The 14928-nt window shown below is 63.5% G+C and carries 14 protein-coding genes; 2 read left to right on the top strand and 12 right to left on the bottom strand.

All coding sequences use genetic code 11. The annotated features are described in order from the left end of the window. Both DBP26_RS23370 and DBP26_RS23365 read right to left on the bottom strand, forming a co-directional pair. Positions 1-1083, bottom strand: a 1083-nt coding sequence (locus DBP26_RS23370; RefSeq protein ID WP_146752959.1) for a HAMP domain-containing sensor histidine kinase, incomplete at its 3' end; no start/stop codon positions are given. A gap of 82 nt (positions 1084-1165) precedes the next feature. Beyond that, on the bottom strand, positions 1166-2398 hold the full coding sequence (locus DBP26_RS23365) for an MFS transporter (protein WP_108239822.1): 1233 nt from the start codon (positions 2396-2398) through the stop codon (positions 1166-1168). Positions 2399-2692: 294 nt separating this feature from the next. Here DBP26_RS23365 and DBP26_RS23360 point away from each other — a divergent pair, with 294 nt between their 5' ends. Next, positions 2693-2965 (top strand): DUF2790 domain-containing protein, encoded by a 273-nt coding sequence (locus DBP26_RS23360; protein WP_108239821.1) that lies wholly within the window; start codon positions 2693-2695, stop codon positions 2963-2965. Between the two features lie 127 nt (positions 2966-3092). Further along, the gene (locus tag DBP26_RS23355) at positions 3093-3860 is read left to right on the top strand and encodes a 2-keto-4-pentenoate hydratase (RefSeq protein ID WP_108239820.1); all 768 of its coding nucleotides are present in this window, start codon (positions 3093-3095) and stop codon (positions 3858-3860) included. A 123-nt stretch (positions 3861-3983) separates the two neighbouring features. Here the strand turns inward: DBP26_RS23355 and DBP26_RS23350 are convergent, their stop codons facing one another. The 10 genes from DBP26_RS23350 to DBP26_RS23305 form a co-directional block, all read right to left on the bottom strand. Next, the gene (locus DBP26_RS23350) at positions 3984-7085 is read right to left on the bottom strand and encodes an error-prone DNA polymerase (RefSeq protein WP_108239819.1); all 3102 of its coding nucleotides are present in this window, start codon (positions 7083-7085) and stop codon (positions 3984-3986) included. Next, positions 7082-8512 (bottom strand): DNA polymerase Y family protein, encoded by a 1431-nt coding sequence (locus DBP26_RS23345; RefSeq protein WP_108239818.1) that lies wholly within the window; start codon positions 8510-8512, stop codon positions 7082-7084. The genes DBP26_RS23350 and DBP26_RS23345 overlap by 4 nt, the downstream gene beginning before the upstream one ends. A 7-nt stretch (positions 8513-8519) precedes the next feature. Then, on the bottom strand, positions 8520-9137 hold the full coding sequence (imuA, locus tag DBP26_RS23340; RefSeq protein WP_177411121.1) for a translesion DNA synthesis-associated protein ImuA: 618 nt from the start codon (positions 9135-9137) through the stop codon (positions 8520-8522). Continuing rightward, positions 9137-9754, bottom strand: a complete 618-nt coding sequence (lexA, locus tag DBP26_RS23335; protein ID WP_108239816.1) for a transcriptional repressor LexA — start codon at positions 9752-9754, stop codon at positions 9137-9139. Before lexA ends, imuA begins: the two co-directional genes overlap by 1 nt. Positions 9755-9925: 171 nt before the next feature. Next, a complete protein-coding gene (locus tag DBP26_RS23330) occupies positions 9926-10336 on the bottom strand; it encodes an SRPBCC family protein (RefSeq protein ID WP_108239815.1) in 411 nt (136 codons plus the stop codon). 223 nt (positions 10337-10559) lie between these two features. Then, positions 10560-11180 (bottom strand): isochorismate family cysteine hydrolase YcaC, encoded by a 621-nt coding sequence (gene ycaC, locus DBP26_RS23325; RefSeq protein WP_108239814.1) that lies wholly within the window; start codon positions 11178-11180, stop codon positions 10560-10562. Between the two features lie 126 nt (positions 11181-11306). Further along, a complete protein-coding gene (locus tag DBP26_RS23320) occupies positions 11307-13145 on the bottom strand; it encodes an amidohydrolase (protein WP_108239829.1) in 1839 nt (612 codons plus the stop codon). Between the two features lie 148 nt (positions 13146-13293). Beyond that, positions 13294-13926: an antibiotic biosynthesis monooxygenase gene (locus DBP26_RS23315; protein WP_108239813.1), complete on the bottom strand. Its 633-nt coding sequence runs from the start codon at positions 13924-13926 to the stop codon at positions 13294-13296. After that, positions 13919-14335, bottom strand: a complete 417-nt coding sequence (locus DBP26_RS23310; RefSeq protein ID WP_108239812.1) for a DoxX family protein — start codon at positions 14333-14335, stop codon at positions 13919-13921. Before DBP26_RS23310 ends, DBP26_RS23315 begins: the two co-directional genes overlap by 8 nt. A 220-nt stretch (positions 14336-14555) precedes the next feature. After that, complete coding sequence (locus DBP26_RS23305; RefSeq protein ID WP_108239828.1) at positions 14556-14912, bottom strand: type III secretion protein HrpV; 357 nt, start codon at positions 14910-14912, stop codon at positions 14556-14558. Between the last annotated feature and the right edge of the window lie 16 nt (positions 14913-14928).

Genomic DNA, 14928 nt, shown 5'->3' with positions numbered 1-14928 from the left:
CCCGCTGTCTTCCACCTTGAAACCGTCAGCGCTCAGGGTCAGCCGGATGAAACCTTCGTCGGTGTAGTGCCAGGCATTACGCAGCAGGTTGCCCATCACCGAGCGCAGTAATGCCGCGTTGTAACGGCTGGCCGTTTCGGCGCAGGGTTCGAACATGAACGCCAGGCCTTTTTCCAGAATCGGCCCACGCCAGATTTCGACCAACTCCTCCGCGACCTGCAGAACGCTGGCCTGCTGCCCGTTCGGGGTATGGTTGCCTTCGGTACGGGCCAGCAGCAAAAAGGTTTCGACCAGTTGGTTCATTCCCGCCGTCGCTTTGCTGATCCGTTGCACCTGAGTGCGCGAGCGCTCATCGAGCCTCGGGTATTCGAGCAGCAATTCGCAGGACGTCGCGAGGACCATCAACGGCGTACGCAGCTCATGGCTGACATCGCTGGTGAACAGTTTCTCCCGTCCCAAGGCAGCGCGCAGGCGCCCCAGGGTTTCGTCGAAGGAACGGGCCAGCGCACCGACCTCGTCTCGTGCGTAGTCGTCGGCAAGCACCGGCGCCAGTTGCAGCAATTGATCGCGGTGACGCACCTGACTGGCCAGGCGGGAAACCGGCGCCATCACGCGCGAGGCCAGCAGGCGGCCCAACAGAACCGCCAGCAAGACACTCAGGATAAACCCCACCAGCACGATGCCGAACAGAATGCGTTCGCGTTTTCGGGTGCTGCGCTGGTCACGCAACAAGACGTAACGACGGCCGTTCACGTCCTCGACCATCGCGTAATACTCCTTGGTGCCGCGGAAAAATTCCTGAAACCCTGGTTGCAGGGATTTAAGGTCATCGGCCATGGCCACGTCATCGATGCCGTCGTCGGCGTAGAACAGCTCGCCCTTTTCCGGACGATGCCGCCAGTCTTCGACGCGGTCCTGAGTGAGCAGCCGGTGCAGATTGCCGCTCAGGCTCATGATCGTCAGGCGCTTTTCGACCACGTGAACGGTGGCGATGACGCCCACGCCGAACACACCGGCCACCAGCGCACTCATCAGGGCAAAGACAATCACGATCCGTTGTTTGAGGCTGTGTTTGATATCCATGAATCCCGTACATCACGCTGCGCAAAAAGCGGTGCCATCCACCGCCGCGCGGGATTATCCGCAAACCCGTGTGATTATTTCGTCAACGGGTCTGCGGCTGAGCCTTGGCCAGAGGTTGCATCACCGCCATGGCCACGGCACAGCCAGCCATCAGGGCACTGGTGACGATGAACACGATCGACATGCCGAAATGCCCGCCCAGGTAGCCACCCGTCAACGGCCCCAGCACCTGCCCGACATACTGACTGGACGTCGAATACCCCAGCATCCGCCCCGCCACCGCATCCGGTACCGAATGGCGGATGATCGCGGCGATACACGGCAACAGCCCGCCCAGCGCGATGCCCATCAGAAAGCGCAGCCCCACCAACTGCCAGGCCGCAGTGACGAAGGCTTGAGGGACGAGCAGAACCGCTGCCGTCACCAGGCACCCAATCACCACCTTGCGGTGCCCGACCCGGTCGGCCAGCTTGCCGATGCGCGAGGCTGACAACACACTCGCCAGCGCGGTCGCCGACATGACCAGGCCCGCCATGAATGTCACGTTCGGGGTGTGCAACTGCGTCAGGTACACCGTGATGATCGGCTCGATGGACATGATCGAGAACATCACCAGACTCGCCACCACAAACATTGCGATGACCGGCCTGCGGTCTGTGATCAGGTCCCACGGGCGCGTGCTCATTGGGGATGCCACGTCGGCCTTGGGCTTGGGGCGTGGGGCTTCCTTCATGAGAAACAGCGTGGCCAGAAACGTGATGAAGATGACACCGCCCGCAAGAAAAAAGGTGTTTCGGATGCCGATCAACGGCGGCAGCGAGCCACCGATCAAGGGGCCGGCAAGGTTCCCGGCCATGATGCCGGATGACAACGTGCCCAGCGCCCAGCCCGAGCGCTCCTTGGGCGTTTGAGTGGCGACCAGGATCGTCGCCCCGGACGCGTACCCACCCAGAAGCCCCGCCAACAGGCGCAGGCCCACCAATTGGTAGATGTTCTCTGCAAGGCCGATCAGCGACATGGCGATGGCCATTCCGAGGCTGGCGCGGATCAACATCAGCTTGCGCCCATAACGGTCGCCCAGTTGGCCCCACAAGGGCGCGGTCAACGCAGCGGAAAGGAACGTCGCGCCATACGCCACCCCCGACCACTGCACCACGGCCGCCGGATCGCTCACGCCCAGGTGTTCGACGTACAGAGGCAGAAAAGGTAGCAGCAGCGTCATCGCGACGATGGTGGTGAACGCGCCCACGACACACACCGCCAGGTTACGTTTCCAGTGTCGTTCGAACGGGGCATTCGAGGGCGCCGAGGGCATGGCCGCTTCCTTGTTGAGGGGTAATCCGCACACAGTAGAAGCTCAGCGGCCATAAAGAAAATTCATGTTTTTTATGCAGCGGATTCCTCAAGGGAATAGCGTCACCGGCCCCGCCTGTCACGAAACCGTGAGCCACGGCGATCGCTGACGCCCTCCCTGATGAGAGCCATCACGACGGTCGATGAAGCCTATCGACAGACAATATTTCTTCACCGCAAACGCCCTTTTTAAACTGACGCCATCGAGAGTCGCCCTTTTGCCCGTTGCGCATCTTCGGATGAGTCGAGGTTCGCCATGAAATACGCATTGTTCGTCACACTGTCGTGGGTCAGCCTGTTCGCCGCGGCTGCGGATCAGCCGAGCGCTGCGACGACGGCCACGCCGCAGGAAGCCCAGTATGACTACAGCCATGACCTGGACATCGCCAAGATCGTCCGGATCAGCAACGCCAGCGCGGCATCGGTCGAATGCGGGCCGGTCAAGGCGCGCATGGAGTATGTCGACAGCAAAGGTGTCAGCCATCAACTCGAATACACCCGTCTGGGCGACGACTGCCAGAAAGGTTGAATGGCCGACGCAGGGTTCTGTGTCGTCGGCAAATGGGGTTAGAGTAGACGTGCTGGCTCCGCAACCGGCCCGTCCCTGAGTTCGGTCGCGGGGCGCTTTCCATCAATTGACTGAAGGAAGTTCCCGCGTGAATCAACCGTCCCCTCCTGCCAAGATTGCCGAATTGATTGTCGACGCCATGCGCGACGGTCGGAAAATCACCGAGATTCGTCCCGAATATGTTCCTGCAGACGCCGCAGGGGCCTATGCGCTTCAACGAGACATCCTGCGCTTGCGTGACACAACGGTCGGCGGCTGGAAAGTCGGTTCCAAATCCACCCAGGGTGGGCCGATCAATGGATCGCTGTTGCCCGAAGACGGCCTGTTCGCCAGTGGCAGCCAAGTGGAAATGATCGATTACCCTCACCCGATCCTCGAGTTGGAAATCGCCTTCCGCCTGAACCGCGAGTTTTCCCCGCGCCCTGAGCCGTACAGCGATGACGAGGTGCTGAGCAGCATCGGCTCGATGGGGGCGACCATTGAAATCGTCTCCAGCCGCTTTATCGCCTGGCCCAGTATCGACCCGCTGTTGGCCTTGGGCGACCTGCTGAACCACGGCGCGCTGATCGTGGGTGATTTCGTGCCTTATGACCCGGAGTTCCCATTCCTGGAACCGGCGCTGAGCTTTGTCTACGCCGGCGAGGACATCGTTCCGGGCGACGGCGCCAACCCGGCAGGCGACCCTCGCCGTCTGCTGCCCTGGCTGGTCAACCATCACACTCAACAAGGCCTGAGCGTGACGCCGGAGTGGGTCATCACCACGGGCTCTTACACCGGCATGCACCCGATCAAGGCCCCTGGCCTGGCCGAAGGCGAAATTCGCGGGCTGCCACCGGTGTCGGTGGAACTGATCTGACCGATAGGCCTCTGCGTTGCGTCCGCCCTCTTTACCTGTGCACGGACGCAGCCTGACGGTGCCGTCCCGCCTGTCTGCGAGCCGAGAGGGCTGCGGTGTGGGGGCTTGAAGGCGGCTCGCGCCTCAGCGAAAGTCCCGGCTGCGCACATCCAGCCCTGTCAGCAGCGGCGTCAGGTCGAACAGGCGCTGGGCAATCATGTGACGGACGCCTTTCTCGTATTCGAACCGGCCGAAGACCTGCATCAACTGCGACCCCACCAACACTTTGCGCTGGCGCTCGGCCAGATCCCGCCAGACCACCACGTTGATCATCCCGTGTTCATCTTCCAGGGTGACGAACGTCACTCCGCTGGCGGTCCCCGGTCGCTGGCGCCCCACCACCAGGCCGGAGACGCTGAAGTACCTGCCGTGGGTTTCGTTGAGCAGGTCCTTCGAGCTGCGAAATCGCTTCGCTGCCAGCCTGGACCGTAGCAACGCCAAGGGGTGCGGCCCCAGCGTCGTACCCAGGGTGTCGTAATCGGCCATCAGGTCCTGCGCCACGCTCGGCAGCGGCAACGCCACTTGAGCTTCTTCGCCGAAACAATCGTCCGTGAACAAAGGCCGCTGCACCTCGACCCCGGCGATTTCCCAACGTGCCCGGTGACGATGGCCACTCAGGCCGCGAAGCGCGCCGGAGTCCGCCAACAAAGCGCGTGCCCGGTGGTCGAGCCCGGCGCGCAGGCACAGGTCGGTGACGTCCTTGAAGGGGCGTTGCTGGCGTGTCTGCTCGATGCGCCGGGCGTCCTCCTCGCGAAAGCTGCGAATCATGCGCAGGCCCATGCGGATCGCCAGATTCTCCGTGTACACACGCCCTTCGACCGGCTCCAGCGTGCAATCCCAATCGCTGTAGCGAATGTCCACCGGGTGCACGTCGATGTGATGGCGGCGCGCATCCTGCAACAACTGATCGGGGTTGTAGAACCCCATGGGCCAGCTGTTGATCAGGGCACAGGTGAAGGCGGCCGGTTCATGGCACTTGAGCCAGCAACTGGCGTAGGTGAGCAAGGCAAAGCTGGCGGCATGGGACTCAGGAAAACCATAGCTGCCGAAGCCCTTGATCTGTTCGAAGATGCGATCGATGAAATCCTTGCCGTACCCCTTCGCCGTCATCCGCTCGCTAAGGCGCTGGTAATGAGGTTCCAGCCCGCCATGGCGCTTCCAGGCAGCCATGGAACGGCGCAGTTCATCGGCCTCGCCCGGCGTGTATTCGGCGGCGACGATCGCCAGTTGCATCACCTGCTCTTGAAACAGCGGCACGCCGAGGGTGCGTTTAAAAACCGCCTTGAGTTCCTCCGAAGGGTAGGTTTCCTCTTCTTCACCGTTACGACGGCGCAGGTACGGGTGCACCATGTCGCCTTGGATCGGCCCCGGCCTGACAATGGCCACCTCGATCACCAGGTCATAAAAGGTTTTCGGCCGCAGCCGTGGCAACATCGACATCTGCGCCCGCGACTCGATCTGGAACACCCCGACCGTGTCGGCGCGGCTGATCATGTCATAGGTCGGTTTGTCTTCAGGCGGGATCTCGGCGAGGGTCCAGCGCCTCTGCCGGTGCAGTTCGACCAGATCGAACGTGCGCCGCAACGCGCTGAGCATTCCCAGCGCAAGAATGTCCACCTTCAGCAGCCCGACCAGGTCCAGGTCGTCCTTGTCCCATTGGATGATGGTGCGTTCGGCCATGGCCGCGTTTTCGACCGGCACCAGCGTCTCCAGCGGCTGCTCGGAGATCACGAACCCACCAGGGTGCTGCGACAGGTGCCGGGGAAAGCCGATCAGTTCACCTGCCAGGGTCAACACCCGATGCAGGATCGGGCTGTCCGGCTCGAACCCGGCCTCCCGCAGGCGCTCGGCGGGCGGCAATGTGTCGGTCCAGCGCCCGCAACAGCCCGCCAGGGCGTTGATCTGATCCGGTGGCAGCCCGAGCACGCGCGCCACATCGCGAATCGCGCCGGCACCGTGGTAGGTGCTGGCGACGGCAGTCAAGGCGGCCCGGTGTCGGCCATAGCGGCGAAACACGTATTGCAGGACCTCTTCGCGGCGTTCGTGCTCGAAGTCCACGTCAATGTCCGGCGGCTCGTTGCGCTCCTCGGAGATGAAGCGCTCGAACAGCAGTTGGGATGTCGACGGGTCCAGTTCGGTGATCTCCAGCGCGAAACACACCGCCGAGTTGGCCGCCGAGCCCCTGCCCTGGCACAGAATGCCTCGGTCCCGGGCGAAGCGGACGATGTCGTGCACTGTCAGAAAGTAGCTCTCGTAACCTTTGATGGCGATGATCCGCAGCTCTTTCTCAATGTTTTGCCGAGCCACGTCGGGTATCCCGTTGCGCCAGCGTTTGCGCGCGCCACGCTCGGTCAGTTCGCGCAGCCAACGGGTTGCCGAATACCCCTCCGGCACGAGCTCGCGGGGGTATTGGTAGCGCAACTGATCGAAGTCGAAGGTGCAACGCCGTGCCAGGGTCAGGGTTTCGGCCAGCAAATGGGCCGGGTACAGCTCCGCCAGCGCCGCGGGAGAACGCAAATGGCGTTCGCCATTGGGGAACAGCCGCTGCCCGGCCTCGGCCACCGTGGTGCGATGCCGAATGGCGGTCATGGTGTCCTGCAGGGCGCGACGCCCCCTGGCGTGCATGTGAACGTCGCCGCAGGCCACCGCCGGAATACCGAATCCGGCCGCCAGCGCCAGCAACTGGTCGAGCCGTTGGCGGTCGTCCGGCCCGCAGTGCAGTTCGACGCCCAGCCACAGGGCTTCAGGAAAGACCCGACACAGCCACTGGCCCTGCTCGTTTCGCGTTTCGACCGGCTGGTCCATATCAGGCAGCCACAAGACCGACAGGCCATCCAGGGCGAAATCGAAGTCTTCGCGCAGCAACCGGTATTCGCCTTTCTGACTGCGTCGGCGCCCCAGGGTGATCAGTTTGCACAGTGCCTGATAGCCCGTGAGGTTCTCCACCAACACCACTATCTTCGGCCCGTGCTCCACGCATATCTCGCTGCCGACGATCAAAGGGATTGCGCATTTGATGGATGCTTGCCAGGCGCGCACGATCCCTGCCAGCGTGCATTCATCGGTGATCGCCAAGGCGTGATAGCCATGCAGCTTGGCCCGTTCGAACAATTCCTCTGCGCTGGAAGCACCGCGTTGAAAGCTGAAATTGGACAGGCAATGCAGCTCGGCGTACTCGCAACTCATGCGAACCAGCCCTGCAGCCACAGGCTGCCGTCACGGCCCACATCGCGCCAGGCCCAACCCCGCTGCCCCTGGCGGGTTTCGATCAGGTAATAATCGCGACGCACATCCCCGCCGTCCCACCAGCCGGACTCGATGCGCTCGGGCCCTGCCAGGATTCGCCAGCCGGCCTCGGGCAACGGTTCAGGCTCACGCAGCAACCACCCTGGGCGCGGTACCGGCCTGAAACCCTCGGCCAGTTTGCCGTGGGACATCGGACGCCATGCGCATTCGGGCCGATGGTCGGCATGAAAGCTCAGGCCGATGACGGCCTCATCCCCCAACCGCGCCCGCAAGCGCTCGCGCAGTTGCTCCCACGGCAGATTCTGCTGTGGCCGGGCATCGAACAGTTCTCGGTGAGTGGGCACGAACGCGGGCAGGTCCTTGGCCAGCAACTTCAAGGCCCGCACTGGCGACGGCACCTGTACCTGCTCCAGGCGCCCGCGCGCCAGTTCGAACAACCGGTCGGCCTCCCGCTCGGCACTGAGCAGGCCCACGGGAATCAAGGTGTCCGGCGCGACACTGCCGACGCTGGGTACGTGCTCCAGGTGAATGATGAAACGCTGCACGCCGCTGTCACGCCCGCCCAGAAACAGCGCCAGGTCGGCGATCATGCGTTTGAGGGGAAACAGCAACGCCTGATGGGACTCCACATCGAAATTCAGCTCGATGCGGGTTTCGAAATGATCCGGTGGCAGATAGCACGCCAAGGCCACCGGCCTCTGGCCGAGCAACGTATCGAGGTGTTGCAGCATGCTCGCCGGAAACCGCCGGGCCAGGGTGTCGCGGGGCAATGCCAGCACCTGATGCAACCGCTGAAGGCCCATGCGACTCAGTGCCGTCGCCACATCGGCCGGCAGCCCGATGCGGTTGACCGGCATCTGTTCGAGCCTCTGCCGCAGGCTGTCGTTGCAGGTGACGGCCAAGCCGTCGTAGGCGTTGGCCAGCACCCGCGCCGCTACCGGGTTGGGCGCGGCAACGATGCGATGGCTGAACCCCATGGCGGTCAGCTCATGTCGCAGGCGCGCCTCGAACAACGGCCAGGGGCCGAACAGGCCGAAACTGGATTCGACCTCCATCAGCAGCACCCGAGGGTATTTCAGGCTGACGCTGGAGCTGAAGCGATACGCCCAGGCCGCCAGCAACCGGTGCCAATGCTCGGTTTGCGCCGGATCGTACTCGACCGTATCGAATTCGCGGGTCATGGCCTGGGCGGCGGTCAGCGACTGACCGGCCCGCAGACCCAGCCCTCGGGCGGCCGCATTGACGGTCTGCAGGACGCGACGTTGCGCCGGGCCGGTGATCAGCGCCAGCGGTCGTTCGGGTTCGGCACGACGACGCATGACGCCGTCCAGTGCCAGTTGCGGCAGCAGGACACAGGCCCAGAGCATGGACACCTCAAGCGTCGTGGTTGAAAGGAATCGGTGAGGCGGGAGCCAGCCCGCCCCGGCATTTGAGGACGCGCAACTGACCGGGGCGCGTGTCGATGGCAATGCGCAACGCCGCAGGCGACGGGTTCACGGCCGCCTGCTGGCCGCGACAGGCGAAAGCCAGTGTTTCGCCGGTCTCCGCCGCCACCTGCAAACGGCGCAGGACCCGGTCGTCCACCTTGCCCGGCCAGCACAGCACCGCGCCGCAACTGCCTGACCGCAGGCACTGTTCGACGGCCCACAAGGCGTCCGTATCGCGGGCCTGAATGATCGCCAACTGGCGCACGTCTACCCCCGCGCAAGACCAGGCCTGGGGGTATGGAACATGGGGCGGTGCCACCAGCACGATGCGTTCGCCACGGTCAGCCAGGCGTGCCAAGGTCGGCCACAGCAGGCGCAACTCGCCACTGCCCGGCGCTGGAATGAGGATTTCGGTCAAGGCTGCGGGGGGCCAGCCGCCCATGGGCAACGCGGCATCCAACAGCCGGTGGCCGGTAGGCTGTGCCGCCACCGGCTGAACCTGTGGGCGCCCTTTCCAGACGCGGCGCTCGTCCAGCAGCGCGTCGAGACTGACCACCGCGCCCATCATTCCCGGCGCACCAACCCGCAGAACACGCCTTCGATGGCGAAATCCTGATCGGGACGAACGACGATGGGCGCATAGGCCGGGTTGCGCGGCAGCAGGCGAAGCTGATCGTCGCCGCGTTCGAGACGCTTGATGGTCACCTCGCCGTCCAGGCGGGCCACGACGATCTGTCCGTCCCTGGCGTCGGCACTTTGCAGAATGCCCACCAGGTCGCCATCGAAGATGCCGTCTTCGATCATCGAATCCCCCTTGACCCGCAGCAGGTAGTCGGGGATCCGCAGGAACGTGCGACGGTCGAGGGTGAAGGTGTCGTGAATATCGATGTCGGGGCCGATGGGCACACCGGCGGCCACCCGGCCCAGCACCGGAATTTCCAGCATGTCGGCGGGTGTGCGCGGCTCGATCAGGCGAATGCCGCGGGCCTGATTGGCCATGACCTCGATGAAACCGGCTTCGCTGAGCGCCACGATGTGCTTGCGCGCCACGCTGCGCGAAGCGAATCCAAAGGCTTCGGAGATTTCCGCCAGGCTGGGCGGCTGGCCATGTTGGGCGATGCGATCCCGGATGAACGTCAGGATGGCAGCGCGTCGGGGAGATAAAGTCGTCATGGAGTACATTTGTACTCTTTTCGACTTGACCTGACTAGCGTCATTCATCGCCTGCGTCATTCACCCGGGTGTCGATGCGCCGTCGCGCAGCGACGCATCCCGGAAAATGCAATCTGAGCACTGCAACCCGGGCGATGAATCGGCGCGCCGAAGCCCGGGTGGATCGGCCTACAGGCCGGCTCAGCCAAAGTGCGCTTTCAACGCTCCCAGGCCACCGTTGTAGACATCCAGGATCAAGGCTTCAGCTTCGGCGTCGGAGATGCCGACCGGGGTGAACGTACTGGACCATTCGACGAATGCCGCCTCGGCGCCGTCGGCGCGGACGGTCAAGGTGGCCAGATAGTCCGTCAGGGGCAAAGGCCCTTCGACGATCGAGTAGCTGTAGGTGCGTCCCTGCTCGTCGAAGCGTTGCAGTTGCTCACTGATCCTGGCGCCGTCCTGAGTGGTCAATTGCCGGATCCGCCCCCCGGCAGCCGCCACGCTCTCGCTCACGAACGGCAGCCAGTCAGGCAGCGCATCGAACCCGCCAATCAGTTGCCAGACCTTGTCCGCCGATGCCGGGACACGCACAGTTGCAGAGGCTTTTGCCATGATGATGCTCCAATCGATGGTCGCTGCGGTCGCCGGGCGGCCGAGCGGGATTGACGACCTCGTCGCCTTCAATGTCGCGCGGGATGATAAACGAAGGGGGTGCACAGCGGACAGGAATGATCGTCCCCACGCGCCGAGTGGGGACGATCATTTCTGCCGGGATGAAGGTGCCCACGAACGCGATGAACGACTCGCCCCAGGCACGCAGCACGTCGTTGCGACGTTACTTGTTGAAGGCCGAATAGCTGTTCATCAGGTTGCGGTAGTTGGGGATGCGCTGGGACAGCAGGTTGGCCAAGCCTTCCATGTCATTGCGCCAGTCGCGTTGCAGCTCACAGGCCACGGCGAACCAGTTAACCAATTGCGCACCGGCGGCGGACATGCGCGCCCAGGCGGCCTGCTGTACCACCTCGTTGAACGTGCCCGAGGCATCGGTCACCACGAACACATCGAAGCCCTCCTCCAGGGCGCACAGGGTCGGGAACGCCACGCAGACGTCCGTCACCACACCGGCAATGATCAGTTGCTTGCGGCCGGTGGCCTTGATCGCCTTGACGAAGTCTTCGTTGTCCCAGGCGTTGATCTGGCCAGGACGGGCAATGTAGGGCGCGTCCGGGAACATGTCCTTGAGCTCAGGCACCAGCGGGCCGTTCGGGCCGGTTTCGAAGCTGGTGGTCAGAATGGTCGGCAGTTTGAAGAACTTGGCGCAGTCGGCCAGGGCCAACACGTTGTTCTTGAATTCGTTCGGGGAAAAATCCTGCACCAGCGAGATCAGGCCCGTCTGGTGATCGACCAGCAGCACGACGGCATCGTTGATATCCAGACGCTTGTAGGGAACGGTCATGATGGACTCCATTGAATGTCAGTGAGTGTGTCTGTTTGCGGGTTGCGGGCGGCCAGCGAACGGCGCTGGCCCATGGCCTCGCCAGTTGGCACCGGCGAGGGGTTTCATGCGCCTGTCAGTGGCGCATCAGAACGCGAAGCAGGAGCAGCCGAAGGCTCCCCAGAACCCTTGGAAATCGCTGATCGGAGCCTTGGACTGGCGCGCCTTGTCATGGCTGTGGGCATGCACCGCGCAAGGGCCGCTGCACTGGTGCACGGCGGCGCTCAGCGGAGCGCTCGGGCGCCAGTGGCCCGGGACTTTCGCCACCGGCGACCAGTCCGGCAGCACCGGCACCGTGGGCGGGGCCAGATGATCGAACTCGTCCGAGGCGTACACCACCTTGCCGTCAACGAGGGTCAGCACCGACTCGATCCACTTGATCGACTCCTCCGGTACGCTGAAGAAATCCTGCGACAAGGCCACGACGTCCGCCAACTGCCCCACCTTGATCTGCCCTTTCTTGCCCTGCTCGGACGAGAACCAGGCACTGCCACGGGTGAACAGTTCCAGGGCGGTCTCGCGGGACAGGCCTTCGGGATACAGTTCCAACCCGCCCACGGTGCGACCGCTGACCATCCAGTACAGGGACGTCCAGGGGTTGTAGCTCGAGACCCGTGTGGCATCGGTCCCGGCCCCGACTGGAACGCCCTCGGCCAGCATGCGCTTGATCGGCGGAGTGGCTTCGGCCGCCTGCTTGCCATAACGGTCGACGAAGTATTCCCCTTGAAACGCCATGCGGTCCTGGATGGCGATACCGCCGCCCAGTGCTTTCACGCGCTCGATGTTTTTCGGGGAGATGGTCTCGCAGTGGTCGAAGAACCACGGAATGCCGTTGAACGGGATGTCGCGATTGACCTTTTCGAACACGTCGAGCATGCGCGAAATCGATTCATCGTACGTCGCGTGCAGACGGAACGGCCAACGGTGCTCGACCAGGTGGCGCACCACGGGCTCCAGGTCCTGTTCCATACCGGGCGGCAGGTCCGGACGCGGTTCGAGAAAATCTTCGAAATCCGCCGCGGAGAAAGTCAGCATTTCCCCCGCGCCGTTGTGGCGCAGGAAGTCATCGCCCTGGTGCAACTGCACGGTGCTGGTCCAGTGCTTGAAGTCGTTGAGTTCCTCTTTCGGCTTCTGGGTGAACAGGTTGTAGGCGATGCGAACGGTCAGTTGCCCGGCTTGCGCCAACTGGTTGATCACTTCGTAGTCGTCCGGGTAATTCTGGAAGCCGCCACCGGCGTCGATGGCACTGGTCAGGCCCAGACGGTTGAGTTCACGCATGAACTGGCGCGTGGAGTTGACCTGATACTCCAGCGGCAGTTTGGGGCCCTTGGCCAGGGTGGCGTACAGAATCATCGCATTGGGGCGGGCGACCAGCATACCGGTCGGCTCGCCATTGCTGTCACGCACAATCTCACCGCCCGGCGGGTTGGGTGTGTCGCGGGTGTAGCCCGCCACCCGCAACGCGGCGCGGTTGAGCAATGCGCGGTCATACAGGTGCAGCACGAACACCGGGGTGTCCGGCGCGGCCTGGTTCAGCTCTTCAAGGGTCGGCAGGCGCTTTTCGGCGAACTGAAATTCGTTCCAGCCGCCGACCACACGCACCCATTGCGGGGTCGGGGTGCGATCGGCCTGGGCCTTCAGCATGCGCAAGCCATCGGCCAGGGACGGTACGCCTTCCCAACGGAGCTCCAGGTTGTAGTTCAAACCACCTCGAATCAGGTGCAGGTGCGAGTCATTGAGGCCCGGGATCATCGTGCGTCTGTTCAGGTCGATGACTTGGGTCGCGCTGCCGCGCAGGGCCATGATATCGGCATCGCTCCCGACGGCGACGAACTTGCCACCGCCAATGGCCACTGCGCTGGCCCTGGGCTGTTGCGGGTCAATCGTATGGAACTGACCGTTGTAGAGAATCAGATCGACGTTCATCGTGCCTCCATCGGCAGAAAGGGTTGAAGCGCCGGCCGCAAGGCCGGCGACAGGCAGTGAAGAGAGAACGGCCGCCGCTGCGCCGAGCAGGGCCCCCTTGGCGACGAAAGCACGGCGCCCGCTGCTGGGCAGCGAATCGCCCTCGAGGTCATCCTTCATGATCGCGCCCTGGCAAAGGCTCCGGCCGGGCGTTCAACCAGGGGGCGGCCAGCCGGGTGGCCAACGGCATCAGCAGATAAACCACCAGCAAGACGATGGTCACGGTGACCAGCGCCGTGCTGATCACGTAATTGCTCAGTGCGGGGAAAGCACTGAACACCGGGCCCCACAGCAGGGGGATGAGCAGGGTCAGCGGACAGATCACACAAAAGGTGACCACCGCCTGTTTCCAGCGAGGTGGGGGTGGGAACTCGCTGGCAGGGACGAACCAGAATTCGTTATGGCGATTGATTTCGGTCACGTCGCCATCGGCCAGCATGGGAGCGGCCTCCGCCACCCGCTCGCGGCGCTCGGGAGAGTCGAGCCAGCGCTGCATCACGTCGGCGGAGGCAAACCGCAGCACGCACGTGAACATGTGCAGGCCGCCCGCCTTGCCACGAATGACGTCGACCCCCAGATGCCCCGCAAAGGTGCTGGCGAGGGTGACGGTCTGGCGCAACCAGGCTTCATACCGGTCTTCCATGCCCGCTTTGACGCGGTGTTTGACCAGCAGCGTGACCACCTCTTGCGGGGCCGCCGCGGCGGTCGGGGTGAGGTCGGTATAAACGGTGGGCTCAGGCATGACGGAGTGCTCCCGGTAAGCGAACAGTCAGCGCCAGACGGCCAGGCCCGGCGATCAACAAGGTGGTGAACAGAATGATCAGCAACCAGCCGAACTGCCCCTGCTCGACGGTCCATTCGGGGTGAACCCACAACAGCGCCACCAGCAACAGAAAGAGGATAGGTAGACAGGCCAGGCGTGCCAGCACGCCGGTCAGAATGAACAACGGACAGAGGACTTCAGCGAAGATCGCCAGGCACAGGGTCAAGGTCGCGCCCATATGGAACGGGTCCTCGATGAGCGTCAGTTGCGTCTTGAAGTCCAGCAGCTTGGGCAGGCCGTGCACGAACAGCACGAACAGTGCGCCGCTGATCCGCAGAAACAGCAGGCCGAGGTCTTGGGCACGGTCACCGGCAAAGGAAGAGGTCATTGCACACCACAGTCATCATCGAAAGCCCGCCACCGGCATAGGAACCGGCGACGAGGGATGAGTCATAGTGTCGCGGGAGGCGTTGGAGGTCTTGAACAGACGTGCTGCGCTTGGACCGTTTGTGTGAACGGTGAAGAGGAAATGTTTCCAGACATGACAGGCCCATGCAGGGCCTGTGCGTTTGTTCGGCGCAGCGTTGCGCTGCTCCTCTGCTTTCTGGCTAGAGACCGTCGTTGAGATGCTCCAGCCCCGCCAGCATCAATTCATGCTGGCGGATGCTGTCCAGACTGAGCGTCGAATCCGCAAGGCTTGGCACCGCATGCCAGACCACGAAATCCCGTTGCACATCGAGAAACAGGAAGTACTCGTCGAACACTTCGGCCTGAGCGAAGCGTCGCTCCAGGGCATCGCGCAACTGATCCGGACGCAGGGCCCGCCCCTCGATGTGCAGCGCGATGCCCCAGTCCCGGTGCTCGCGGCGGCTGACGAACGCCACACCGCTCGCCACCGGCCAGATCGCCGCGCGCTCGGCGGCCACGTGGGAATAGAACGCGTGTTTTTCCGATACTCGAATCATGGTCAACCCTTTCTCC

The sequence above is a fragment of the Pseudomonas sp. RIT409 genome (assembly GCF_003052515.2).
In the GTDB taxonomy this organism is placed as follows: domain Bacteria; phylum Pseudomonadota; class Gammaproteobacteria; order Pseudomonadales; family Pseudomonadaceae; genus Aquipseudomonas.
Note: the sequence above shows the minus strand (reverse complement) of the source record. Positions and strands in the feature narration are given on the sequence as shown.